Source organism: Anoxybacillus sp. FSL W8-0104 (assembly GCF_038004465.1).
Lineage (GTDB): Bacteria > Bacillota > Bacilli > Bacillales > Anoxybacillaceae > Anoxybacillus > Anoxybacillus flavithermus_G.
This window is the reverse complement of the sequence record NZ_JBBOQU010000001.1, coordinates 2,520,566-2,543,748: the sequence shown is the minus strand read 5'-3', so window position 1 is coordinate 2,543,748 and position 23,183 is coordinate 2,520,566. Positions and strand designations below refer to the sequence as shown.

General features: G+C 42.7%; 25 protein-coding genes and 3 pseudogenes. 25 read left to right on the top strand and 3 right to left on the bottom strand.

Going from position 1 to position 23,183, the window contains the following annotated elements:
• The first annotated feature begins 28 nt into the window (after positions 1-28).
• The 5 genes and pseudogenes from NST18_RS13605 to NST18_RS13585 all read left to right on the top strand — a co-directional run bounded on the left by NST18_RS13605 (position 29) and on the right by NST18_RS13585 (position 2,708).
• Complete coding sequence (locus tag NST18_RS13605) at positions 29-511, top strand: hypothetical protein (RefSeq protein WP_340721554.1); 483 nt, start codon at positions 29-31, stop codon at positions 509-511.
• A gap of 248 nt (positions 512-759) precedes the next feature.
• A pseudogene (locus tag NST18_RS13600) lies at positions 760-1,149 on the top strand (JAB domain-containing protein); the annotation flags it as partial.
• A 152-nt stretch (positions 1,150-1,301) separates the two neighbouring features.
• The gene (locus NST18_RS13595; RefSeq protein ID WP_340721553.1) at positions 1,302-1,679 is read left to right on the top strand and encodes a hypothetical protein; all 378 of its coding nucleotides are present in this window, start codon (positions 1,302-1,304) and stop codon (positions 1,677-1,679) included.
• A 150-nt stretch (positions 1,680-1,829) separates the two neighbouring features.
• Positions 1,830-1,991, top strand: coding sequence for a zinc ribbon-containing protein (locus tag NST18_RS13590; protein ID WP_196762576.1), 162 nt, complete (start codon positions 1,830-1,832; stop codon positions 1,989-1,991).
• A gap of 207 nt (positions 1,992-2,198) precedes the next feature.
• Positions 2,199-2,708 carry a JAB domain-containing protein gene (locus NST18_RS13585; RefSeq protein WP_340721551.1) on the top strand — a complete coding sequence of 170 codons (510 nt, stop codon included), beginning with the start codon at positions 2,199-2,201 and terminating at the stop codon, positions 2,706-2,708.
• A gap of 149 nt (positions 2,709-2,857) precedes the next feature.
• On the opposite strand, the gene NST18_RS13580 is transcribed toward NST18_RS13585, so the two are convergent.
• The gene (locus tag NST18_RS13580) at positions 2,858-4,087 is read right to left on the bottom strand and encodes an IS110 family transposase (protein ID WP_064214420.1); all 1,230 of its coding nucleotides are present in this window, start codon (positions 4,085-4,087) and stop codon (positions 2,858-2,860) included.
• Positions 4,088-4,519: 432 nt separating this feature from the next.
• On the opposite strand from NST18_RS13580, the gene NST18_RS13575 reads away from it, so the two are divergent.
• The 18 genes and pseudogenes from NST18_RS13575 to NST18_RS13490 all read left to right on the top strand — a co-directional run bounded on the left by NST18_RS13575 (position 4,520) and on the right by NST18_RS13490 (position 16,676).
• Entirely contained in the window at positions 4,520-4,819 is a 300-nt protein-coding gene (locus NST18_RS13575) for a hypothetical protein (protein WP_340721550.1), read from the top strand.
• 59 nt (positions 4,820-4,878) lie between these two features.
• Positions 4,879-5,130: a hypothetical protein gene (locus tag NST18_RS13570; RefSeq protein WP_190304957.1), complete on the top strand. Its 252-nt coding sequence runs from the start codon at positions 4,879-4,881 to the stop codon at positions 5,128-5,130.
• Between the two features lie 384 nt (positions 5,131-5,514).
• The gene (locus NST18_RS13565) at positions 5,515-6,864 is read left to right on the top strand and encodes an ISLre2 family transposase (protein WP_064214294.1); all 1,350 of its coding nucleotides are present in this window, start codon (positions 5,515-5,517) and stop codon (positions 6,862-6,864) included.
• Between the two features lie 346 nt (positions 6,865-7,210).
• Positions 7,211-7,516: a site-specific integrase gene (locus NST18_RS13560; RefSeq protein ID WP_340721548.1), complete on the top strand. Its 306-nt coding sequence runs from the start codon at positions 7,211-7,213 to the stop codon at positions 7,514-7,516.
• Between the two features lie 287 nt (positions 7,517-7,803).
• Complete coding sequence (locus NST18_RS13555; protein ID WP_340721546.1) at positions 7,804-8,253, top strand: hypothetical protein; 450 nt, start codon at positions 7,804-7,806, stop codon at positions 8,251-8,253.
• A gap of 23 nt (positions 8,254-8,276) precedes the next feature.
• Positions 8,277-8,501, top strand: a complete 225-nt coding sequence (locus NST18_RS13550) for a transposase (RefSeq protein ID WP_445290572.1) — start codon at positions 8,277-8,279, stop codon at positions 8,499-8,501.
• 250 nt (positions 8,502-8,751) lie between these two features.
• Positions 8,752-9,558 carry a DUF3800 domain-containing protein gene (locus NST18_RS13545; RefSeq protein ID WP_340721542.1) on the top strand — a complete coding sequence of 269 codons (807 nt, stop codon included), beginning with the start codon at positions 8,752-8,754 and terminating at the stop codon, positions 9,556-9,558.
• Between the two features lie 461 nt (positions 9,559-10,019).
• A pseudogene (locus NST18_RS13540) lies at positions 10,020-10,518 on the top strand (JAB domain-containing protein).
• Positions 10,519-10,532: 14 nt separating this feature from the next.
• The gene (locus tag NST18_RS13535) at positions 10,533-10,832 is read left to right on the top strand and encodes a hypothetical protein (protein ID WP_064214365.1); all 300 of its coding nucleotides are present in this window, start codon (positions 10,533-10,535) and stop codon (positions 10,830-10,832) included.
• Between the two features lie 237 nt (positions 10,833-11,069).
• On the top strand, positions 11,070-11,510 hold the full coding sequence (locus NST18_RS13530; protein WP_064214364.1) for a hypothetical protein: 441 nt from the start codon (positions 11,070-11,072) through the stop codon (positions 11,508-11,510).
• A gap of 20 nt (positions 11,511-11,530) precedes the next feature.
• Positions 11,531-11,824: a helix-turn-helix domain-containing protein gene (locus NST18_RS13525; RefSeq protein ID WP_064214363.1), complete on the top strand. Its 294-nt coding sequence runs from the start codon at positions 11,531-11,533 to the stop codon at positions 11,822-11,824.
• Positions 11,825-12,218: 394 nt separating this feature from the next.
• The gene (locus NST18_RS13520; protein ID WP_340721540.1) at positions 12,219-12,791 is read left to right on the top strand and encodes a transposase; all 573 of its coding nucleotides are present in this window, start codon (positions 12,219-12,221) and stop codon (positions 12,789-12,791) included.
• A 1-nt stretch (position 12,792) separates the two neighbouring features.
• Entirely contained in the window at positions 12,793-14,313 is a 1,521-nt protein-coding gene (locus NST18_RS13515; protein ID WP_192949537.1) for a YifB family Mg chelatase-like AAA ATPase, read from the top strand.
• 82 nt (positions 14,314-14,395) lie between these two features.
• Positions 14,396-15,298: a hypothetical protein gene (locus tag NST18_RS13510; RefSeq protein WP_192948850.1), complete on the top strand. Its 903-nt coding sequence runs from the start codon at positions 14,396-14,398 to the stop codon at positions 15,296-15,298.
• A 326-nt stretch (positions 15,299-15,624) separates the two neighbouring features.
• Positions 15,625-15,771 carry a hypothetical protein gene (locus NST18_RS13505; protein WP_155116438.1) on the top strand — a complete coding sequence of 49 codons (147 nt, stop codon included), beginning with the start codon at positions 15,625-15,627 and terminating at the stop codon, positions 15,769-15,771.
• Positions 15,758-16,228: a putative toxin-antitoxin system toxin component, PIN family gene (locus tag NST18_RS13500; protein WP_004892729.1), complete on the top strand. Its 471-nt coding sequence runs from the start codon at positions 15,758-15,760 to the stop codon at positions 16,226-16,228. The genes NST18_RS13505 and NST18_RS13500 overlap by 14 nt, the downstream gene beginning before the upstream one ends.
• 93 nt (positions 16,229-16,321) lie before the next feature.
• Positions 16,322-16,420: pseudogene (locus tag NST18_RS13495) on the top strand (transposase); the annotation flags it as partial.
• On the top strand, positions 16,413-16,676 hold the full coding sequence (locus NST18_RS13490) for an S-layer homology domain-containing protein (protein ID WP_004892726.1): 264 nt from the start codon (positions 16,413-16,415) through the stop codon (positions 16,674-16,676). The pseudogene NST18_RS13495 and the gene NST18_RS13490, both read left to right, overlap by 8 nt.
• Positions 16,677-16,718: 42 nt before the next feature.
• Here the strand turns inward: NST18_RS13490 and NST18_RS13485 are convergent, their stop codons facing one another.
• The gene (locus tag NST18_RS13485; protein ID WP_128356493.1) at positions 16,719-18,557 is read right to left on the bottom strand and encodes a stalk domain-containing protein; all 1,839 of its coding nucleotides are present in this window, start codon (positions 18,555-18,557) and stop codon (positions 16,719-16,721) included.
• Between the two features lie 86 nt (positions 18,558-18,643).
• Positions 18,644-20,566 carry a 5'-nucleotidase C-terminal domain-containing protein gene (locus tag NST18_RS13480; RefSeq protein WP_340721538.1) on the bottom strand — a complete coding sequence of 641 codons (1,923 nt, stop codon included), beginning with the start codon at positions 20,564-20,566 and terminating at the stop codon, positions 18,644-18,646.
• A gap of 175 nt (positions 20,567-20,741) precedes the next feature.
• Here NST18_RS13480 and NST18_RS13475 point away from each other — a divergent pair, with 175 nt between their 5' ends.
• Both NST18_RS13475 and NST18_RS13470 read left to right on the top strand, forming a co-directional pair.
• On the top strand, positions 20,742-21,428 hold the full coding sequence (locus NST18_RS13475) for a hypothetical protein (protein ID WP_230456224.1): 687 nt from the start codon (positions 20,742-20,744) through the stop codon (positions 21,426-21,428).
• Positions 21,425-22,966: a S8 family peptidase gene (locus NST18_RS13470; RefSeq protein WP_340721537.1), complete on the top strand. Its 1,542-nt coding sequence runs from the start codon at positions 21,425-21,427 to the stop codon at positions 22,964-22,966. The genes NST18_RS13475 and NST18_RS13470 overlap by 4 nt, the downstream gene beginning before the upstream one ends.
• Positions 22,967-23,183: the final 217 nt, after the last annotated feature.

Sequence of the window (23,183 nt, the reverse complement as noted above, 5' to 3'; positions counted from 1 at the left end):
GTGGATTACTGAAAAGAGAGACTGTTCAGTGCTCATTAGTATGTTACAAAAAATAGAGATTGGGATGGGGGAGTGTAATTTGTTTGCTAGACTTGATAAAGCGATATTTTACACGATAGTTGGGGCGTATATTATTTCTTTTTTAGTTTTATTTTTTCATTATTATACTACTCCCAATTTAAAGGGGGAGAATATTCGGAATTTTATTCATACAATAGTTAATGCCAGTGTAACAGCATCGGTTGGATTTGCAAGTATAATAGTAGCCATAGTGGTAGCACTAAAAAGTCAATTAAATGAAGAGAAAAAACAATTGGTTACCTTAATTAGAGGGTTTTTTTATTATGTAATTTTTAATTTGATGCTATTAGTACTATCTTATTTTGAAAATATGATTAATGAAGGTTTAATCGTTATTTTCTTTGTCCTTATCTTAAGTATAATTGCGTTAATATTGTTCTTGAAGGAATCAATGTTTCTAATTACCAAAGTATTAAATATTCGAGGATGAGAACGCCCTGAAGATTGTAGAAGATCGGTAAATAAATATAGCAATTTCATTTTTTTCAAAATAATTTTTGGGAACGGTGCCTGTCACCTGTCGAAAGGTGTCGGAGATTGATAGAGACAGAGAGTCGTTGTATGGCTCTCTGTTTCTTTTTTTCTGCATCAAACGTCATTTGAAGCATATATTATATCTTTGAACGCCTCAATTCCTTTCGTGGAATTGGGGCTATTTTTGTTTTAGGAGGGAAAAGGATGAGCAAGTATCAAACTATCAGCCGTCAGCAGCTAGAGTTGCTAGAAAGGGAGGTGCCTGCCAAGCAGCCAGCGAAGCGCGTCAACATCGTGAGCCTGAAGCTCGTTCGAGAATCTAGCGTGCTGTACAAGGAGCGCCAAATCAAGTCGCCGGAAGATGCGTACAAGCTGCTGAAGCCGTTTCTCGTTGAAGCCGACCGTGAGAAGTTTGTCGTTGTCTGCCTTGACACGAAAAATCAGCCGACTGCCATCAACATTTGCCACATAGGCAGTCTCAATTCAAGCATCGTGCATCCAAGGGAGGTGTTCAAATCAGCGATTCTATCGAACTCCGCTTCGATTATTGTGGCCCACAACCATCCATCGTCTGACCCGACTCCTTCGTCGGATGGGTAGGGTGCCTGTCACGCCCCGAAGTTTGTCGAACATGTATTTGAAGAAGCTCGATAGAGAGTAAATTCTCTGATACCTCTTTTGTTTAGGTACAATTTTATTCAATGGTATAGTAATGGAGTAGGATAATTATATGGGAGGCATACATAATGAAATTAAAGATATGGATTAGCCTATTTTTAGTCTTGCTGCTGGTAGTTGGCTGTTCAGCAAATGAAGCTAAGAAAGTAAATGAACCAAAGAAGGAAGAAACAACGGTAAAAGAAGAAAAAACAAATGAGCTAAAGCAAAATAAAGAACTGACGAAGAAAGTGAAAGCAGAGAAAGGTGTGCTTGACGGTCAAGTGTACACACAAAACGGCATGGCAGTAGGAACGTTGGTGTTAGATAAAAAAGTTAGCGATGTGGATGCAAAGAAATTGGCTGAAAAATATGCAAAAGAGCTGAAAGAAGAGTATAAGGATATGAAAGTAAACGTACAGGCTGTTCGTGATGGAAAGAATGTGGCGAATATAACTGTAGATTAATAACGGGCTTTGTATTCGATATTTTTGTAAACTTATGAAGGAAATGGGTGATTTTTGTCGAAAAGGAAAAGGGGGCGCATGCTGTCACTTTGTTTGATTGACGGACTACAGAAAGTATACGGATTTTTTAAAAAAGAGGAGGGGATAGTTATGGCTAACATTCGAACGGGTGGCATTGTTGAACAGTCAGGTATTTATAAATGTACAAACACATCATGTGGAAATGAAATTACGTGTGTAAAAGGTGAACGAGTACCCCCATGTCGAAAATGTGGTAATACAGAATTTCGATTAGTTCGGGCAACGAGATAGATAATCATATAAGTGACGTATGTGCCTACTTCAAGGACACGGTGTCAAACACCTGCCGACGAAGATTGATAGAAACAGAGAGTCGTTGTATGGCTCTCTGTTTCTTTTTTTCTGCATCAAACGTCATTTGAAGCATATATTATATCTTTGAACGCCTCAATTCCTTTCGGGGAATTGGGGCTATTTTTGTTTTAGGAGGGGAAAAGGATGAGCAAGTATCAAACCATCAACCACCAACGGCTGGAGTTGCTAGAAAGAGAGGTGCCTGCCAAACAGCCAGCGAAGCGCGTCAACATTGTCAGCCTAAAGCTCGTTCGTGAGTCTAGCGTGCTGTACAGGGAGCGTCAAATCAGATCTCCAGAAGACGCGTATAAGCTGCTGAAGCCATTCCTCGTGGAAGCCGACCGGGAGAAGTTTGTCGTTGTCTGCCTTGACACGAAAAACCAGCCGACTGCCATCAACGTTTGCCATGTCGGAAGCCTGAACGCTAGCATCGTACATCCGAGGGAGGTGATGAAGGCTGCCATTCTCTCCAACTCGGCTTCCATCATCGTCGCCCATAATCATCCCAGCGGTCATTGCGAGCCGTCGAGGGAGGACATTGAGGTAACGAAACGGTTAGTAGAGGCGGGAAGGGTGATTGGCATCGATGTGCTAGACCATTTGATTGTTTGCCCTGAACGATATTTGTCGCTGAAAGAAAAAGGCTACATTTGAAAGTCCTGCGGTAATATGTCAAGGTGAAAAATCATCGAAATTGGAAATTCGATTGTCCGATGACCCGAAAAAAGGCAATACTTAAGAAGCCCAGTCTTGTCTTATGTCATTAACTGGGTTTTAATGCAAAATCAGTTAGATCGATACCCCTATCGATCTTCCCCCTTTCTTGGCGTGTAGATTTGACCGTTGCGTAGCAGCGCATCGATCACACGCACGAGTTTTCGAGCGGTGAGGACGAGGGCTCGTTTGTGTTGGTGCTTTGGTACTTCCTCATACTTCTTCCGGTAATAGGTGCGAAACGACGCATCATGCCGTTGTACCGAGTTGGCAGCCTCCACTAGGTAGTAACGGAGATAGCGATTGCCGGAACGAATGAGGGAAGTCTCCTCGGCTTGGAACCGACCGGACTGGTGCTTAGACCAAGTCAAACCTGCATACTTTGCTAAGGCGGCTTGGTTGTCAAAGCGCTCGATTTGTCCAATTTCGGCTAAGATGCCAGCGGCGTAGACCGGACCAATGCCGGGAATCGTTTGTAACGTATTTGGGATGCCTTCCAAATGGCGAGTAATCGCTTTATCTAGCTCTTTAATTTGCGCTTGAAGGCTACGGATGGATTGAATCGATAGCCCTAAAAGCAAGTCGATGGAATCCTCGACACATTTGGAAAGCCGATACGACGAACGAGCCGCCTTTTGAATGGACTTGGCGATGCATTCCGGATCGGCAAAGCGATTGCGTCCTTTTTGGCGCAAGAAGTCAGCGAGCTGTTGCACGTCCATCTGACTGATTTCGTCTAAGCTAAACGACTCGAGAAGAAGCTCTAAGATGGCATGTCCGAACACGGAGCTGTCCACCTCTTGGGTAAAGGAACTGCACTTGTAAAACAAGTGTTGGAGGAAGTACTGCTTTTCCCGAGTCAGCTGATGGACGAGATGATAGCGCATGCGCGTGAGCCGTTGAAGGGCGATAAACTGTTCTTGCATGACAGCTGTCACTTTCAAACGGCCAAAGCGAAGCCGATCGGCGATGATCCACGCATCGATGCCGTCCGTTTTATCCAAGTCAGTGTACGCTTCTTTAAATTTGCGAATGAGCTTTGGATTGATGGTAAACACCTTGACATTCCAAGACTTCAGCTCCTCCTGTTGGTGGAAAAACATCGCTGGATGCCAGCTGTAGACCGAAGTGGCTTCCATCCCGATGAGAATTTCGGATGGTTGGAGCTTGTTGGCCCACAGGAGGATTTGATCGCGAAGGAAGGTCGCGCCAAGGAGATGATTGTCCACCTTGAATTGGGCGCACGTGTTTCCTTCTTGATCCATGATACACGTGTATAAGTCCGTTGAGCTCACGTCAATCCCGACGTAGAGTTTCATGAGATCACCTCCAATCGTAGTAGGATCGTGGGGTTGGGACTCTTCGGGATGCCCCCGGACCGCGCCTGTTGACCAGTCACCCTCGCATATGAGAACTCACGTTGGGCCATGGGCTGCCTGGAAGCTGCTCCTTCCAGCATGGGAAACCAACGGGAACAGCCTGCGGGTTAGAAGTCCGAACAGGAGCCGGGGAGACAGACTTTCTAAGTAGTCAAAGCTACAGGAGAGAGAAGAGTGTCCCCGATGATCCTAAGACCATTATCCAAGAACATCGCGAAAAGTCCAACCCCGATGTAGTGCCATCCACGGGGGAGGGGCGCGCCCCTCCCCCGTGGGCAAATCACTTACACATATGCGATTGTCAAGGAGCATATCCAACTGGAAATTCGATTTAAAAATCTTTCTAAACATACTATACGAGGAGATGAGAATATGTCGCATATCGACTGGTTCGTGGAGAAGATGAAAAGCGAGTTTAACATGGAAGTGCCGCATGACGAAGTGGGCTATGAGGCGTATGAGTTCTATCATGACGAAATTGACGAGTTGCTTGTTCCCGCAGAGCACCTAGAGAAGTTGCCGAACCCGCTGCTTTTGGAGGCACTAATGTACGTGGATGCAGAAGGATACGAATGGATTGCCGGAGTGGTCGTCAATGAGGAGATGAGAAAGAAGTTGTACGAAGTGTGGATAAAGAATGGAGAGCCAATCGCTTACGAAATATATGTCTGAGATTGGCGGATGTTCGTCCGAGAATCTCACGGCTAGACCAAATGAAAGGGGAAGGGAAAATGGCAAAATACCATCGCATCATCATTGACGGGGTGCCGTACTACCGGGAATACAGCTACGGACTGGACGGCTACGGGGAGATGCTTAGCGAGGACGAGCTCGTTCAGCTGCTGCTCGAGGAGGCGGTGGACGAGGAGATTGAGATTAGCCAAAGGGAAATCGAAGCCGCTCTGCGTCGGATTGCAGACCGTGACGACCGGAACCTATTGCAGAGCTACATCCGCTACTTGGAGCGAATCAGCCGGGAATGAGACCGACTGACGACATTTCTTTCGGCAATCTCACGACAAAACTAAATAGATTTCAACCATACATGGCAGATTCGATGGGCGACAAGAAATCTCTATGATTCCAGCGTCAAAAAACTCCCGACATTATTATATAACTGTCGTGAGTAGGGCTAAAAGGAGGTGAGAGAGCATGTGGGAAAAAGTTATCACAACAGTGTTAGTTGCCGTTGCCACTGAAGTCGTCGTATGAGTAAAATGTTTGTGGGAGAAAAAAAGACAGGTTCCTGATTTGGTATAATAAGGAACCTGTCAGATATGTAAGCAAAATAGATGAAAAACGGGCTCTCCTCCTGGTAAGGTAGTAAGTGTGAAAAAAAAATACAACCAAAGAAAGGAGTGGAGCCCATGCAGGATTATATCACAAACGGCTTGACATTAAAAGAGATCGAACAGTCTTTATTTAGACATATGCAAAAACAATATGGTCATCTCCTTCAACAGGTGTTGGAGGAGATCGACCGCACATTGGCAGAACAGAGGGACAAGAAACGATATGCGCTCAAAGATAAGCGGACGATCCGACTCCAAACGCTATTTGGAGAGGTGGAAGTGAAGCGAAACTACTACTTTGACCGTGAAAAAAAGGTGTATACGTCTTTACTCGATGTCTTTCTCCAGTTCGATGGGGCGCATGGAGTGAGTCCGCTATTAGAGGAGACAGCGATTCATCTCGCCGTGACGGGTTCTTCGTATCGACAGGCTGCGCAGTCGCTTGAAAAGCTGGTGGGGTATGCATGTATGAGTCACGAAACGATTCGCCAGTCCATCATCGAGGCAGAGGTGGAAGGGCACCGTGCGATGGAGAAAAAAGGGCGCGTGTTTTTTATCGAAGCAGACGGGTTGTACGTGAAACGTCAACGAAGCCGCATCAAAGGAAAAGAAGAAAAGATCATCACGATTCACCAAGGATGGGAGAAAAACGGGAAACGCGTATCCTTAGTGAATCGACGGTATATGGTTCATCAAACGAATGAACCGATTTGGGAAGCTGTAGAGAATTTTCTGATGAAGGAATACAGCTATGATCCGTTTGAGGATTGGGTGGTCATCAATGGAGATGGAGCCCCATGGATTACAGCGTGTCGAGAATATTTCGGGGACAGGGGGTACTTTCAGCTTGATCGGTTCCATGTGGCAAGAGAGATTCGTCAATTGTTCCGAGGTCATGCGAGATATCGGGTGATTCGAAAGAAGTTAGCATCATGGGATGAAGAAGGTGTGTTACGAGAACTCACAAGTGCCATCGGTACGTTAGAACATGAGGAGAAGGAAAAGCAACTCGAGGCGCTTGTTCGTCGAATCGAGGAGATGCCAGGATGTTTGCGTGACTATCGCGTATGGTTGAAGGAAAAAGGGATTGACACGACAAACATGAGGGCGATGGGGAGTGCGGAAGGAACGATGCATGTGTTTGCGAAACGAAGTAAAAACGGTCGAAGTTGGAGGGATGCAGGGATTGAAGCGATGTTGCGAGCGATCGTCGCGATAAAAGATACGTTACTCATTCGGACACGCGATGGAGTGATGTATGGCGCGGAAGAACGAGAAGAAACGAAACGAGAAACGATCGTGAAAAAGGCACTGAAGCGCGTGCAAACGCAAATGACAGAAGTGGTACGAGATAACATCCCATACCTTCGCCAATCTTCAGGGACACCGATTTACGAGGCATTGCAAGCATTGAAAGGTTTTTAAAACGAGAGAAAACGCACATACCTACAGGATGAGAGTAAGTAAAAGCGCTTACATATAACGATTTTATAAAACCATATATAACCAAAAAAATCGGTCGAGAAAAAAATCTCCCACAAAGTCTTGACTCAAACGAAGTCGTCAAAGGACTCATCAGCGAGGACTAGGGGGTAATAAAATAAACAAGAAGGGGGAGCCATGAGTGAAAATCTTTCCTTGTCCGTGTCCATGCAGTCAACCGTGTTCAGGCTGCATAGTGAAAACGATCATTGACATCATCAAAAAGTAAAAGCCATTGGTGCAAGTGCAAGCATCAATGGCTTTTTTGTGTTTTAAGGAGGTGCTTCCATTGCAGGAATTAATCGGTGCATTCAAACAATGGCTCACAGAAGAGGGAAAGTCGCCAAAAACGATCGAATCGTATGTAGGAGATGTGGAAGGCTTTCAGAAATACTTGACCGAGAAGGCGGTTGACACGACTCAGCCGCTTTCCCGCTTTTCTTTTGTCCGTTACAAGCAACATCTGTTAGACAATGAGTATGCCATTGCAACGATCAACAAGAAAATCAATAGTTTGAAAGTGTACAACGACTTCCTGCAAAAGAAGGGAATGGAAGCGTGTCTGTCACGCCCCGAAGTTTGTCGAGATTTGTAGAAATTGAGACAAGTAGATTGGAAGGAAGGCTCTGCGGAGAGGTATCTCTGCAGGGCTTTTCTTTTTGCCCAAATCTGTATCAAGCTTGATTTAAGGAACGGTGCCTGTCACCTGTCGAAAGGTGTCGAAGATTGATAGAGACAGAGAGTCATAGTTGGCTCTCTAAATGTTCGTTGGAGAAAAAATGAAATAAGGTTTTAATTATTAAAAGATTGAATTTCTTTATATTTTATATTATATTACATGTAAAGGTTGTTTTTAAAAGATTAAAAAGAAAGGTGGTTTTTATGAAATTCAGTTCCAAGTCGGAGGAAATCAAATTTTACGTACAGGAGCTTTTAGCTGACGGTCAGGAACATACGAGGGAGGAGATCAAGGAGTATGTGATTAAAAGAGCTGGTCATAATAATTTTACAGAGGGAAATTTTGCTGGAAGCTTGTATGACTTGGTTCAAAGAAACAAAATCAAATCGGTTAGAAGAGGGATTTACCGTCTAGCTGAGTTTACGAATTTTTCAGTAAGTCAAGATGTCAATAGTAAAGATTATGATGTTCAAAAAAGGAAATTAAACAATCAATGTATTTCAATCTTGAATAATGCCATTATGGAGTTGCGTAAAGCTGCTAATGAGATTGACATCTTGAATGTTAATGAAGAAGAGCTGCGTGCTATCGCGTTAATTAAGGAAGTGATTTCTAGTTTACAACAGAATATTAAGTTGCTTGAGAAGTCATAAAATAGAGGGGACAAAAAATGAGAATTCCCCTGTATAGGAAAGGTGATCGATCCATCATGGGGAGATTCGCACGATTACTCATCAAACGCACAGAAGAAATCATTTCGTGTATTTTGTCGTCTTATCTGAATCGGAGAATGGAAGGAACGAACAATAGGATTAATCTGATCAAACGTCGAGGGTGTGGATACAGAAATATCCAACGATTTGTATTGCGGGTTCGGCTATGGATGGCCACCATACTTTGATAACAAGTACATCTTTTAGTGATGAGCGAAAAATGATGTTTTATCCCACTTTATGGAGCATAAATTTCACCAAATCAAAAGCAACACACTCAGATTGAATGTGTTGCTTCTATCCAACCTCGCACTCATGTTGAATGAGAGGATCATTAACTATCTTAATTGAAAGTAAAAAATTTATTCATCGCTTGTAAGGAAATTTTATTACATTGCAACAAAAAAGTCAATGTTTTTCTGATGGAGGAATGAACACGTGAGTCACTTATTTAACACCTTTCACACTCGAGAAATAAATGTGTTCTTTGACGAATCAGGAAAGGGAGATGACCGACCAAATCTTTTGGGCGCTCTTTCAATTCCTAAAAAAATATATGATCAAGATGATATGCAATATATGAATTATTTTTTAAAGAAAAGAATTTTTAGTATACACTGGAAAAACTATAATGGTCACGAGTCTGGAAAAGAAAATATTTTAAATCTGATTGACATTTTCGTGATGTATAAAGAATTTATTAGACTCAATGTCATCAACTATCATTATGGTTTTCTAAAAGGGCAAGAGCTATTTTCTAAAAAAGATAGAGATGCAACTATTTACTCAAAATTACCTGAGCGACTAATATATGGACTTATTAGAGGGTATGGTGGAGATATGAGAGTCTCTGCTAACATTTATATTGACAAATCAACGGAGTATGAAACATTAGAATTAGATAAAACTCTCATTTCCACTCTGAATAGTCATTCTTTGTATCGTGGTGAAAAATTTCATGCTAAAGAGTGCTATATGTTTCCTAAAAACTCCGAGATTGGATTGGAATTGACAGATGTACTATTAGGATTAATAAGAACTATAATTAGAAATCCAACTATTAATGATAAAACAAGTAAGGTTGAACAAGCAAAAGTCGGACTTACGATCGAACTTTTAAAAAATCCAGAGTTTAAAGAAATTCTAAGCAATATTAAATATTATGAGTGGCGTGGGAGCAAAGAATTGAGTTTTATACACTTTTCAGATTACATTTCTGCTTTTTTGGAGAAGCAAACTTTTTAAACCAAATAAGAGCAATGCACAGTAACCTAAACAAACAAAAAGAAATAACCGTCCCCCCTCGACCAAAGGTGTGAAACGGTTATTTCTTTTTTATCTGTTACACATCTAAAGGTCAGCCGCTCTTCTTGCGGCATGTAGTTGCTTGCTGAGCGTTTGCGGCGCTCAGCTTTTTTAGTTTATGAAATATCTGCTTATATTATACAAATGATATCGCTGGTTTGGCAAGTGCGTGCCAGTCACCCGTCGAGAGAGTATCAAAAAATTTTTCTTTAATGGGATGCGTGCCTGACACCGCCCGAAGGAAAAGCTCTGCGGAGAGAAATCTCTGCGGGGCTTTTCCTTTTGCCCAAATCTGTATTAAGCTTGATTTCAAATATATATTATGATTTTGAGCCTACAGCCATAGTGTCTCAATTCCTTTCGGGGAATTGGGGCTATTTTTGTTTTAGGAGGGGAAAAGGATGAGCAAGTATCAAACCATCGACCACCAGCAGCTAGAGTTGCTAGAAAGAGAGGTGCCTGCCAAACAGCCAGCGAAGCGCGTCAACATTGTCAGCCTAAAGCTCGTTCGTGAGTCTAGCGTGCTGTACAGGGAGCGTCAAATCAGATCTCCAGAAGACGCGTATAAGCTGCTGAAGCCATTCCTCGTGGAAGAAGTTTGTCGTTGTCTGTCTTGACACGAAAAACCAGCCGACTGCCATCAACGTTTGCCATGTCGGAAGCCTGAACGCTAGCATCGTACATCCGAGGGAGGTGATGAAGGCTGCCATTCTCTCCAACTCGGCTTCCATCATCGTCGCCCATAATCATCCCAGCGGTCATTGCGAGCCGTCGAGGGAGGACATCGAGGTAACGAAACGGTTAGTAGAGGCGGGAAGGGTGATTGGCATCGATGTGCTAGACCATTTGATTGTTTGCCCTGAACGATATTTGTCGCTGAAAGAAAAAGGCTACATTTGAAAGGAGATGAGAATATGTCGCATATCGACTGGTTCGTGGAGAAGATGAAAAGCGAGTTTAACATGGAAGTGCCGCATGACGAGGTGGGCTATGAAGCGTATGAATTCTATCATGACGAAATCGACGAGTTGCTTGTTCCCGCAGAGCACCTAGAGAAGTTGCCGAACCCGCTGCTTTTGGAGGCACTAATGTACGTAGATGCAGAAGGATACGAATGGATTGCCGGAGTGGTCGTCAATGAGGAGACGAGAAAGAAGCTGTACGAAGTGTGGATAAAGGACGGAAAGAAGCTCTCATGCAACATATATGTCTAAGATTGGCGGATGTTCGTCCGAGAATCCCACGACTAGACCAAATGAAAGGGGAAGGGAAAATGGCAAAATACCATCGCATCATCATTGACGGGGTGCCGTACTACCGGGAATACAGCTACGGAATGGCAATCTATTTATTAGGAAAAAAGTTATTCAGTATTCCCTAATTATAAATTATTGTGTTTCAGTAGCATAAATGCTATCATATGTGTAATAATATTATGTAAAGGGTAGAGGATGTTGTTTGAGGTAATATACACAGGAAATGTAAAGGAATTTGAAAATTATCTCTTGAATAAGGCAGAGCAAGAACTTAGACAAAAAGGTCATTCGGGTATATGGTGTCATGTTGCTGATGTATATGCAAGGCAACTTACGATTATTCAACATAATCCATATCCTTCTGATCCAGAGGACAACAGCTTTCCGGACGATATAACCCCTCCATCATTGAAACATCTTAGCATGAATACTCGTTATGATAATTTTTACAGATGGGGTATAAGGGGTGGAAGAACTGGAAATCACAGGATTATATTTGCGATCCACAATTTTTCAAAAGTCATACTGCTCCATTATTTCGACAAGCAGTATAATGGAGCGATAAGACGAGAGGATATTGTGCCTGCCGAATCAGCATATGAAAGTTATTGCGCTTTTGATCCTTACCTTTATTGATCAACTGGGAGGGAAAAAGAATGAGTGATTTTTTTAAGAAATATGCAGCCATTCGAGGCGAGCAGCATGTTCAAAAACTTCAATTAGAGGGAACTATAGCTTCACAGATCAAAACAAGACGGAAGCAGCTGAATATGTCTCAACAGGAACTTGCAGACCGTATTGGAGTTCCAAAATCCACGATTGGGAGAATTGAAGCGGGGCTTACAAGCCCTAGAGTAGAGACACTTTTTAAAATCTCGCAGGCATTGAATACCCCTTTCATCATTGATGGTACAAGTAGACAGGATCATAACTTGCATGTTCAAGTTTAGCGCATAATTAATACGCTTATATTATCGAAGCAGTTCCTTGCTAACATTGACTGTTACCATCGTCGTCTATATAAACAAAAAGAAATAACCGTCCCCCTCGACCAAAGGTGTGAAACGGTTATTTCTTTTTTATCTGTTACACATCTAAAGGTCAGCCGCTCTTCTTGCGGCATGTAGTTGCCCGCTGAGTGTTCACCGCACTCAGCTTTTTTATTTTATGAAATATCTGCTTATATTATACAAATGATATCGCTGGTTTGACAAGTGGCATAAGTGTCACCCGTCGAGAGAGTAGTTTTACGTGCAGAGTATCAAAAAATTTTTCTTTTGATGCAGGATTTTCGCTGTTTTTGTCGAAGGGATATGGCGAGAAAGTTCGTGTGAGGTGAGGTGTGTGGGTCGAGCAAGGCGGATATGGGTGCCGCATTTGTTTTATCACATTGTGTGCCGTGGGAATCGGCGTGATCCGTTGTTTAAAGAAGTAAATGATTTTCGCGCGTTTTTGTATATCCTCGAACGGCTTCATGAAAACATTCCGTTTGAAATTGCTTCGTATTGCCTTATGACAAATCATTTTCATCTTCAACTTCGCTCACCACAACAATCCATTTCCAAAGTCATGGCACTGGTTAACAAACGATACGCCAATTATTACAATACACGTTACGGATTAACCGGTCATGTGTTTGAAAAGCGTTACTTCAGTAAACTCATTGACGATGACGCTGGGATGTTAGAAGTCAGTCGCTATATTCATCTCAACCCTGTCGAGGCACGTATGGTGCATCTTCCTGAACATTATCGCTGGAGTAGTTTCCACTTTTATCACCAATCTACCTCATTGCCTTCGTTTATGAACATTGATGTACTCCTTCGTTACTTTTCTGGAACAATGAATGAAAAAAAGAAAGCATATGTGCAGTTTGTGAAAGAAGATGTTGTACCGAACTGTGTCAAGGAGGAATAACATGAAAGTTTGTAGCATTGGCTTGCGCGGGATGGAAGGATACCGTGTGCAAGTGGAAGTGAAAGAACTGCCGGGAATGCCTTCAGTTGTGATTGTCGGATTGCCCGATACATCGGTAAAAGAAGCAAAGGAACGAGTCATTGCGGCATTGCATGCGTTTGGATGTGATGTCATGAATCAAAAGCTTGTCATCCATCTGTCGCCGCCCGAGCGAAAAAAACAAAGCCCGATGTTTGATCTAGCAATGGCGATTGGTATTTTAAAAGTAAAAGGAAAACTCGAGCAACCAATTCCGTCACATATCGCATTTTTAGGCTCATTGTCATTAGACGGAACGATTCAGTCAGTAGATGGCATGTTACCAGCTATTTTAGCTGCCAAAAAACTCGGCTTTCAACAAGTATATGCCCCATATGATCCGACATTTCCCTTTCAATGCCTGCAGCATATCGATTGTGTTTTTGTTCAAACATTAGATCAAGTGATGCAATGTTTACAAGGTCAACCAGTGTTATTTTCAACGAATCATCTCCCTTCAGCTGTCGATCCACCTCAAAAAACTCATCGTGATTTTGAACATATCATCGGACATGACTACGCCAAGTATGCACTTGAAGTTTCTGCTGCAGGAGAACATAACGTGTTAATGATCGGACCACCAGGGTGTGGGAAAAGCCTGTTAGCCGAAACGTTTCCAACGATTTTACCGCGCCTTTCCGATGAAGCGCAGTTGGAAGTACTTAGTTTATACCAACTCGCAGGGGAAACGAAAAACGATTCCTCTCCACCGTTTCGTCATCCCCATCATTCAGCATCTTCTATAGCATTGATTGGAGGAGGGACGCAGCCGAAACCAGGGGAAGTTTCGCTTGCCCATCGTGGGGTATTATTTCTTGATGAAATGGCAGAGTTTACGAAAAAGACGTTGGACATGCTTCGCCAGCCATTAGAAACAGGAAAAGTGACGATTAGCCGCGTTTCGTCGACGGTGACGTATCCAGCACATTTCATTTTGATCGGGGCGATGAATCCATGCCCATGCGGCTATTTCGGTTCGAAAAAACGCTATTGCATATGTAGCCCAAAACAGATCCACGCCTATCGTCAACGCGTCTCCGGACCGATTTACGACCGCATCGATATATTGTTATCGTTAGAAGCAGTAGATTTGACTCAAAAATCAAAGCAAGTAGACTGTTCGGAAACGATTCGTCGCCGTGTGGAAGCTGCGCGTTTCCGGCAATTCGAACGATATGGGGAAGAAATAACAAACGGCCGTGTGCCGATGGACGTGCTGCTTGCGAAAAGTCCGCTAACGAAAGGGCAACAACAACTGCTTCAACATTGGGCGGCTATGAATGACTGGAGCAACCGCGTGCAAACAAAAATCGTTCGCCTTGCTCGCACCATTGCCGATTTAGCAGAAGCGGAAAACATCACCGATGAAGCATTATGGAAGGCGATGGCGTTTCGGAGAATAAAAGAAGGACGTCAAGAAAGGAATATGAAGGAAGGATGTTGAGTGGAGATAGGGAGAGTGATTGGCTGCCTATGTTTATTTCATGAAAAATTTGTAGTAAAATAAAGGGAAAGGAAGTGTAATGATGAGCGAGCAAACGGATATTGCATATAATAACTATGATATCATATTCCGTAACATGACTGCTCAATTTAAAGAAAAGGTTCTGGATTTCTATGGGATTCGGACTGCTCCGATTGTTCGGGTAGAAGCAACGGATTTGCCGACTATTGCGGTTAATGATCGAAGAATGGACTTTCTATTTTTGCTTGCAGATGATACGTATTTGCATCTTGAGTTTCAAACGACGTTTGATGAGAAAGATTTGGATCGATTTCTTCAATATGATGTGAGTGCGTATGAAAGGTATAAAAAGCCTATTAAGACAGTAGTCATTTATGGAGCCGATGTGGAAAAAGTGTCAGAACAAAAAAGCTACGGTTCTGTTCAATATGAGGCACAAGCGGTGTTGATGAAAAAATATAATGGTGATGCCATTATTCAAAATTTGTGGACGAAAGTCGAGAATGGGGAAGAGCTTACGGATCTAGATGAGCTGCATCTCATTTTCCTCCCATTAATGCGAAGTTCCCTCAATCGTTCCGAACGAGCGATTGAAACAGTAGAAATTGCGAAACGGATCAAAAATGAGGAAAAACAAGTACGTTTATTGGCAACGATTATTGCGGTTTCCGACAAGTTTATTGATAAGGAGTATGTAGAAAAACTAATGGAGGTGTTAAGTATGGCGAGAGTGATCCGAATGGCGGAAGAAAGAGCAAGAATCAATGAAAGCCAGCAGGCAATAAAAAAATATTTAAGCGCAAGATTAGGTTTGGAAAGTAAACCGATGCAAAACAAAGTAGACCTTATTACTGATTTGTATTTGTTGCATCACTTATTAGATGATTTGTATCGAGCGGAGAAGAAAGAAGAAATGGATTATTTAATTGATGTCGTATTAGAAAAACAAAAGAATATGGGGTAGGGTAGTGTGCCTGTCACGCCCCGAACGCCCCGAAGTTTGTCGAAGTTTTATAGAAACAGGGATAGGGTGCCAGTCACCTGTCGAAGTCGCAATGTAGAAGTAGAGGTTTAAAGCATTCGTTTATTCGGGTGCTTTTTTTAAATTGAAGCGATTTGCGAATAAACAACGTATTTTTGGATTTTTTGAAGGAAATAATTCATTTTCATAGGAAATTAGCGATATATTCATATAAATTAAATGAATTTTGTGGTATAATCTCTTTAGAATAGGCGTACACTATGCCTCTAAGGGGGTGTGGTTGTATGTGTTGGGAGGAGGAAAAGGATATGGCAACTGCTCAGAGAGCAAATAACGAAAAATTATCATTTATGGACGACATAAAATCAATAATTAGAACAAATATGAAGAAAAAAGGTCTGACACCTGCTGAAGCGAGGAAGTCTTTAGGAATTAAGAAATATGAAAAGAAATAACATTAAAGCAGTTCTTGATACAAATATTTTTATTGCAGCTTGGTTTGAAGAATCTACAGAATGTGAAAAAATACTTGAATTAGTAAAAAACCGGAAAATAAGACTTCTATTCGCTCAGGACACTATTGGTGAATTGATTTATTTGGTTAAAAATTTTGCTCGTTATAATATCGATGATGTGTCTGAAAGAATTTTATTGTTGAAATGGATTGTGGAACTTTTTTATTATTCATTATCGATTAATACCATGAATGTTCAAATTGAAAAATCTAATGATGAACATGATGATATGTTTTTAAAATGTGCTATTGCAGGTAATGCGGATTATTTAATAACAGATGATATGAACCATGGTCTACATGAAAGAGAATTTGATTTTTTAAAGGTATATACATCAAAAGATTTTGTAAAACAATATGAAGAAGAACATGGGGATATAAAATTACAGTCGTCTTAAGATGGCTTTTTTTTTTTGAACGTTGCCAGTCACCTGTCGAAAAAATTTTTATTGCAATGCAGGATTCGAAAAAGTTTGCGTGAGGTGAGGTGTGTGGGACGAGCGAGGCGGATATGGGTGCCGCATTTGTTTTATCATATCGTTTGTCGAGGGAATCGGCGTGATCTGTTGTTTAAAGAAGTGAATGATTTTCGCTACACCTGTACCGACCACATTTGTTGGCAACAAAGCGGTCATCAAGTCATTGACGAACTCGACATACGTCGTCGTTGAAGGAACACATACATTTGGCGACATCAAGCAACATTGGGCGAAAGGATATATCGAAACATTGGCAGCTAAACAGCTTGTGAAAGGTATGACAGAAACAGCATACCGACCAAATGAGCAGATGACACGTGCCCCAGTTTGCTGTGTTGCTTGTACGTGCATTAGCATTGCCACATGAAACATATAACGAAAGGGAGGCCTCCGATATGGAAGCCTCCCTTTACTTCACCGTCGAAACTTCAACCCCAAGCGGCAGAGCGGCTCCGCCTGCATGCATCAGTTCAAGTGAAAGAACGTCTTGGTTTGAGAAAACAGTATAATCGATATAGGCCGATTGGGTAATCGGTTGGAGCGGTGGGATGAGATAAACAACCCCGTTTATTTTCACAGCTCCACAATAAGCCCCGCCGCGACCGCTAAAACGAAGGCGAATCGTTTTTATTTCCCCTGTTTCATTTTGAATCGGAAGCGATAGACGGTATGTTAAGCCGTAATGCCCTGGATTGTGTACCGTTTCGCTCGGATGGCTTAATGCATTGGCTACTGAAAGTAAATGGTCCGTTTTTCCGTTTGATATACTGTAAGCAACAGGTTCACCATCGATTGTATATGTCGGCAATGTTGCTTCTAATGTTGTCCCTTTCCATACGCCGCGCGGATGGGTTGCATAAGAATCAATCGGTGCGAGCGTAGGAGAAATGGTTGAAAAATTAGCTGCTGCACTTGTCACCACCGTGCGAATACGATAATTTGCTATGCCGCTTTCTTGTTGGACGGTAAAGTCATATAAAAATCCGAGCAGTTGGTTGTTTGAGACGTCAAATGCTTGAATGACCGCGCTCGTTCCTGCTTTCACTTCCACTGCTTGAGCAGTTGCGAGCGATTGGCGCAATATCGCTTCGGCAAGTGGCAACCCGACATCGTAATACCCCCAGCTATTTGGACTTGTGCGGTATGTTCCTTTTATATTCGTTACTATTATGTCGTTTGCTGAACGATTATCAATAATCATTGCGACAGTGACGCGCGTGCCTAAGTTATTGACGTGCCAGCCAAACACGCGATGGTCCATTGCTTGAAATGAACCTTGTACGTCGTCAAGCGCTAATGTTGCTTGTCCAAGCGGCACAGTAGTAGCAGTTAACACTTCTGGATTGTCGCTTATTAATAGACGCCGTCCATCTGCCATGCTTGGCGTTGTGACGTGTTGTGGAACAGTAATGGGAGCTTCGGTAATCGGTAGCAATGGACTACGAAACGTTGTTCGTGGGATAGAGAAATATAAATCGTTATTTCCGTTGCGAGTCATTTGTGCACCAAAAACAGTCATCACCCATGAAGCCGATACGTACCATTCATCGTTTAGTCGAATGGGAGCAAGTGGTGCGACGATTTCATGATCATCAACGACTAATTGTTTTTTTCCTGCCGTAATTGTCATTTGTCCACGAGATAAGCGAATGCGCATCGTCTCATCTGTTTCGATCCAGTCGACATTGACATCAATGGCCGTCAGTAGTTTCTTTAAGGGAAGATATGTATATACTCCATCGGTCATGGCGTTGTTTGTTATTTTCGTTTCGTTTACGTACACCGCCCCGGCACTTGTCTGGAGAGTTGACCAAGAGAGGCGCACCTCTTTTCCTGTCCATTGCACATTCGCATCGAGCGCTTCAGCGATAAAACGAATCGGTACAAGCGTGCGTCCTTTGTAAATGATCGGCGGGGCATCAAGTGTAACGGTTTGATCGTTGATGGTCGCTGTCGATGATTGAACGGTAAGAAAAATGACCTTTTTGTTTTTTTGAACAGTCACTTGTTTTGTATTTGCATTCCAAAAAACATTCGCTCCTGTTGATTGGGCAATTGCTCGAAATGGCACAAGAATACGATTGTTCACCATGATCGGTGAAGTATCTGTTTGTAGCACTTTCCCGTTTGAGATGATAGGGATACGTACCGTTCGAACATTTGTCGCCTCGGCGGATGTCGCCATAGTTAAAAAACTAATGAAGGCAACAAGTACATATGTAATCATTTTTTTAAACAAAACTACCACTCCTTTCTAGCACATTATACCATACGATTTCCTTTTGTCACGTATTTTGGGATTTGAAGTAAAAAAGACGCCCGTTTGGACGTCTTTTATTGATTCACGACTGTTATTCTTCCTTCAACAGTTGGGATCGGCTTGTTCGATTGCAAGTAGTTCATAACAACGGTGCTTAGCAGCTCGCCGCTATCGAACTCAATCGTGCTTGATTTGAACATATCGTAACCGTCGCCGCCTTTGGCGATAAAGTCATTTGTTGCGACAGTATATGTTTTCGTTTCATCAAGCGGCTGTCCGTTAATTTGAACGGATGTAATGCGCGATCCGGCTGGTTTCGTGGCATCGAATGTAAAGCGAATGCCTGAGACGTGCGGGAAGCCGCCGTTTTGTTCTGGGTACAGGCGAACACCATGTTCAAGTGCTTTTTTCAAATCGGCGCCGCTCATTGATACTTTCACAAGTGTGTTTGCAAACGGCAACGTTGTTAAAATGTGATTGCGCGTCACATCGCCTTTCGGAATGGAAGCGCGAATGCCGCCGCCGTTCGTTAGAGCGACATCCGTTTGAAGCGCTTGGCGCATCGCATCGGCGATAAGGTTACCAAGGTTCGTCTCTTTTGTGCGTACGTTTGCACGCTCGCCGTCTAAGTTGACGTCGATTGTTGCGATTACTTGTTGCAATGTGGAATCCGTCGTATTTTTGTACGTGTCTACGATGGAGCGGATCGCAGCATCCTCTTGTTTTGTCGCATGATCGCGATATAAGAAACCGTTGACGCCGATTAGCTTACCTTTATAAAACAATAAATTTGTTTGTCCGAGCGCTTTTCCGTATTCGAACGCTTGCGAAACGTATGCGTATTTAAACTTTTTTGGTGCTTCAATCGTATCGTGGCTATGACCGCCGAGAATGACATCGACACCCGATACGTTGTTTGCCAGTTTTTCATCTGTTTGTAAACCAGAGTGTGATAGGACGACAATATGGTCGACTTTTCCTTTTAATTCACTTACAAGTTGTTTTAACGTCGCTTCTTCATCAGCGAATGTAATGCCGACGATGCCAGCAGGGTTCGTTTTGACTGCTGTGTCTGTCGCAGTTAAACCGACAAGGGCAATTTTTTTATTGCCGACTTGCTTAATTGTATAAGCAGGTAAAAATGGTTTTCCATCTTTGTAAATGTTTCCGCTGACGACTGGGAATTGAGCGGCTTGCTTTAGCTCAAGCAAACGATTTTGACCATAGTTGAAATCGTGGTTGCCCGGAACCATCGCATCGTATTTCATCGCATTCATTAAGTCGACGACAGCTTGTCCACTATTTAAGTTGACATATGTCGTGCCGTGGAACGTATCCCCTAAATCGACAAGGAGTGTTTGTTTATTTTTTTTACGCGCATCTTGGGCAATTTTAGCGATTTTAGCAAAGCCCATTTCGCCGTTTTTTTCGTTCGCAATAATGCGGCCATGTGTATCGTTCGTATGGATGAATGTAATTTTTTCAATGTTTGTTTCGTATCGTTTTAAAATCGCTTTCGTTTGTTCAGCTGTGAGCCATTGTTGCGGTCGAATCGTTTTGTCGCTATATCCTTGAAGTAAGCCGAGGTGAAGGGCTGCAGAGAGCGATTGTTGTGCCCAAGGTTTTGTTGTTGCTCCGTCTTTGTACAATTTAAAGACGTTCGTTGCGTAATGATGGCGAAGCTGTAACGAACGAATGAGAAAGACGTACGCTTGTTCACGCGTTAGTTTTTCGTTTGGTGCAAATGTCGTTTCTGTCTTTCCATTTGCGATGCCAAGACGAATGGCTGCTTCGACGTAAGGAGCAAGTTGCGGATCAACGTCTGTAAAAGGAAGATCTTTCACTTCGCTTTTGATATCAACACCGAGCGTTGTGATGAGCCGTTGCACAAACTCCCCGCGCGTGACATATTCGCTTGCTTCCGATGCTTGTGGCTGGAGAACAAAGGCAACAGCAAACATACAAGCAAGCATCATCCATTTTTTCATTTTGTGCATCTTTTTTCCTCCTCTATGTAATTCTTACTCTATTAAATTATAACAAGTTTTTTCACTAAAATGTTAAAAAACTATTATTTTTTAGTTAAATCTCTATTTTTATGAAGTTGAAATTTTTGTCTATTCTTGTCGAAATGGACGCGATACAATGGAAGTACGTAGGAGGGAATTTCATATGAGTAGATGGTTATGGCTATCATTTATTTTTCTTTTTATCCCACAAGTCGTTTGGGCGAGTGAAAAAGAAGAATGGATCGTTCAAGTTCGCCACACCTCGGACGTTCGACATCTTCAACCGTACGTTGTGGATACGATCGGGACGTTTGTGAAAGTGGCGGTAACAGAAGAAGAGCGAGAAAACATATCTCGTTTACCGTTTGTGTTAAACATGGAGAAAAACGACATCAAACGAGCGGCTGTCGATGATCCGTTGTTTTCGGAGCAGTGGTCTTTAGCGGTGATTGATTGGCATATCCCCTCGCTAACATCTATGAATCGGCTAATTGGTAAACAGATGATTGTTGATGGACGAGAATACGTGTACGATGGTGAATCGTTTGAAGGGGAACATATCGTCATTGCGCTCGGAGAAGAAACATTATCTCGCCTTTCTGTCACAGTCGATCATATCGAAGGATCGTGGCGTATACAGGTGAAAGATGAAACAGGGGCGATGTTAGGGGAGAACGAAGGAGAACTTGCTCGTCTGGATGTTCTTCTCTCTCGCCCTTCCTCAACGGTTCATTTATATGTTATGGCACCAAATTGGACGAATCGTCCGCGCATCGTGGAGTTGAAAGGGGTCAATCATGTCATTGTGGCGATTGTCTCGATTCGGGCGTTGTACAACATGAAGATTTGAACGATCATGTGCTGTATAGTGTAAGCGTTGATTATGCAGAAAAAAAACGTTATGCGGATGATACGTTTGGGCATGGGACACATGTAACGGGCATTTTAGCTGCGGTAGGGAATAATGGAAAAGGAATAGCGGGGCTCATTGGAGATGCGCCGATTGATATTTTGCCAATTAAAGTGTTAGATCGTTACGGCGTAGGCGGTGATTTTGAAATTGCAAAAGGAGTGAAATATGCCCTCGATCATGGCGCTTCTGTTATTAATTTAAGCTTAGCCGGTCAAGGAGAGACGGAAGTGTTAAAAGCGATCATTGAAGAAGCTGTAAAACGTGGCGTGCATGTCGTTGCGGCAGCTGGCAATAGCCATATGGCAACAACAAACGTTTACCCTGCTAGCTATCCAGGGGTGATTACTGTAGCAGCGATTAATCGGCAACAAGCTCCTCTTTCTATTTCAAACTACGGTTGGGAAGTAGATGTTAGCGCTCCGGGAGATTTTTTATGGAGCACTTATATATCTGGCTATCGTACGATGCGCGGCACGTCGATGGCAACGCCGCACGTGTCCGCTCTGTTAGCTGTACTGCGTGCGACATACTCGGAAGAAGATGCGCTTCAACTTCGCAAACGTTTATGGAAAACAGCAAAAGATGTGCATTGGAGAGGATATGATATGTATACCGGATATGGGATGATCCAATGGCAACAAGCACTTGCGTTATCGGCTCCACTAGGTATCGATTGGCTCAATTTACAACCGGGGCAGCCTATCGAAAAAAATCGCACGTATATTTTAGCGTTATCCTCTCCATTTGTCGGGAAACAAGGTCACCTTTTTGTGAATGGAAAGCTCGTTTGTTCGTTTAACGTAGATAGGGAAATGATGTCGTTTCGCTTGTTTGATTTAATGAAACAGCAAGGGGATGTGGCGGTCGTCATCACGGACGAGAAACGAGTGATCGCTTCCGATGTTCGTGCTACCCCTATTCGGCCAACGCCGTTTTCGGATGTAAAGAAAACATATTGGGCGTATAGCGATATTTTACAGGCGCAACAGTTAGGAATGATACGCGGGTATGGAGATGGTACGTTTCGCCCAAATAACCCTCTCACGCGTCGCGAAAGTATTGTAATGCTTGCTCGCCTATTCGATTGGGAAGCGCCATCTTTGTTGTCCGCTCCTTTTGTCGATGTGCCATTGACAACTACAAATGCGCTGTTAGTAGCAACAGCGGCGGAAAAAGGAATTGTGAAGGGGACAGGGGGAAAAGCGTTATTACATGAACAAGTGACACGTGGAGAGCTTGCGCTACTTCTTGCACGTGCACTTCAACTAGAGAATGAGTCCATTCGCTCAGCTTATCCATTTCAAGATGTGAAACAACAAGACGTGTGGAAAGCGGTACAGCTATTAGCGGAAAGAGGGATTGTTGCAAAAGCCCCATATTTTCACCCGAATGAACGTGTGACGAGGGCGGAAATGTGTGCCATAATGGTGCGAGTGTCGACACTAATTCGACAATATTCGACAAAATCAGCATAAAAAAAAGCCCCGCCATTTCCAAATGACGGGGAGGCTGACTTAGCAACCAAAACCTTATCGTATAAGTAAGTATAGCCGTTTTTTCAAAAAAAAAAACACGACAAAAATAATAACTTTGCTGTATATTTTTGTCGTTTTGTGTCGTTATTTGTCGAAAAAGATCGAGGGATTTGTCGAATAGAAAAATGTGCCTTATCGGGTATGGAAAAGGTTAGAA

What these genes read in the sequence shown, in the direction of transcription:
- NST18_RS13595 (WP_340721553.1), top strand. Translation starts at nt 1,302, where the DNA reads ATGAAATTAAAGATATGGATTAGCCTATTTTTAGTCTTGCTGCTGGTA.
- NST18_RS13590 (WP_196762576.1), top strand. Translation starts at nt 1,830, where the DNA reads ATGGCTAACATTCGAACGGGTGGCATTGTTGAACAGTCAGGTATTTAT.
- NST18_RS13585 (WP_340721551.1), top strand. Translation starts at nt 2,199, where the DNA reads ATGAGCAAGTATCAAACCATCAACCACCAACGGCTGGAGTTGCTAGAA.
- NST18_RS13580 (WP_064214420.1), bottom strand. Translation starts at nt 4,087, where the DNA reads ATGAAACTCTACGTCGGGATTGACGTGAGCTCAACGGACTTATACACG.
- NST18_RS13575 (WP_340721550.1), top strand. Translation starts at nt 4,520, where the DNA reads ATGTCGCATATCGACTGGTTCGTGGAGAAGATGAAAAGCGAGTTTAAC.
- NST18_RS13570 (WP_190304957.1), top strand. Translation starts at nt 4,879, where the DNA reads ATGGCAAAATACCATCGCATCATCATTGACGGGGTGCCGTACTACCGG.
- NST18_RS13565 (WP_064214294.1), top strand. Translation starts at nt 5,515, where the DNA reads ATGCAGGATTATATCACAAACGGCTTGACATTAAAAGAGATCGAACAG.
- NST18_RS13555 (WP_340721546.1), top strand. Translation starts at nt 7,804, where the DNA reads ATGAAATTCAGTTCCAAGTCGGAGGAAATCAAATTTTACGTACAGGAG.
- NST18_RS13535 (WP_064214365.1), top strand. Translation starts at nt 10,533, where the DNA reads ATGTCGCATATCGACTGGTTCGTGGAGAAGATGAAAAGCGAGTTTAAC.
- NST18_RS13530 (WP_064214364.1), top strand. Translation starts at nt 11,070, where the DNA reads ATGTTGTTTGAGGTAATATACACAGGAAATGTAAAGGAATTTGAAAAT.
- NST18_RS13525 (WP_064214363.1), top strand. Translation starts at nt 11,531, where the DNA reads ATGAGTGATTTTTTTAAGAAATATGCAGCCATTCGAGGCGAGCAGCAT.
- NST18_RS13515 (WP_192949537.1), top strand. Translation starts at nt 12,793, where the DNA reads ATGAAAGTTTGTAGCATTGGCTTGCGCGGGATGGAAGGATACCGTGTG.
- NST18_RS13510 (WP_192948850.1), top strand. Translation starts at nt 14,396, where the DNA reads ATGAGCGAGCAAACGGATATTGCATATAATAACTATGATATCATATTC.
- NST18_RS13505 (WP_155116438.1), top strand. Translation starts at nt 15,625, where the DNA reads ATGGCAACTGCTCAGAGAGCAAATAACGAAAAATTATCATTTATGGAC.
- NST18_RS13500 (WP_004892729.1), top strand. Translation starts at nt 15,758, where the DNA reads ATGAAAAGAAATAACATTAAAGCAGTTCTTGATACAAATATTTTTATT.
- NST18_RS13490 (WP_004892726.1), top strand. Translation starts at nt 16,413, where the DNA reads ATGATTTTCGCTACACCTGTACCGACCACATTTGTTGGCAACAAAGCG.
- NST18_RS13480 (WP_340721538.1), bottom strand. Translation starts at nt 20,566, where the DNA reads ATGCACAAAATGAAAAAATGGATGATGCTTGCTTGTATGTTTGCTGTT.
- NST18_RS13475 (WP_230456224.1), top strand. Translation starts at nt 20,742, where the DNA reads ATGAGTAGATGGTTATGGCTATCATTTATTTTTCTTTTTATCCCACAA.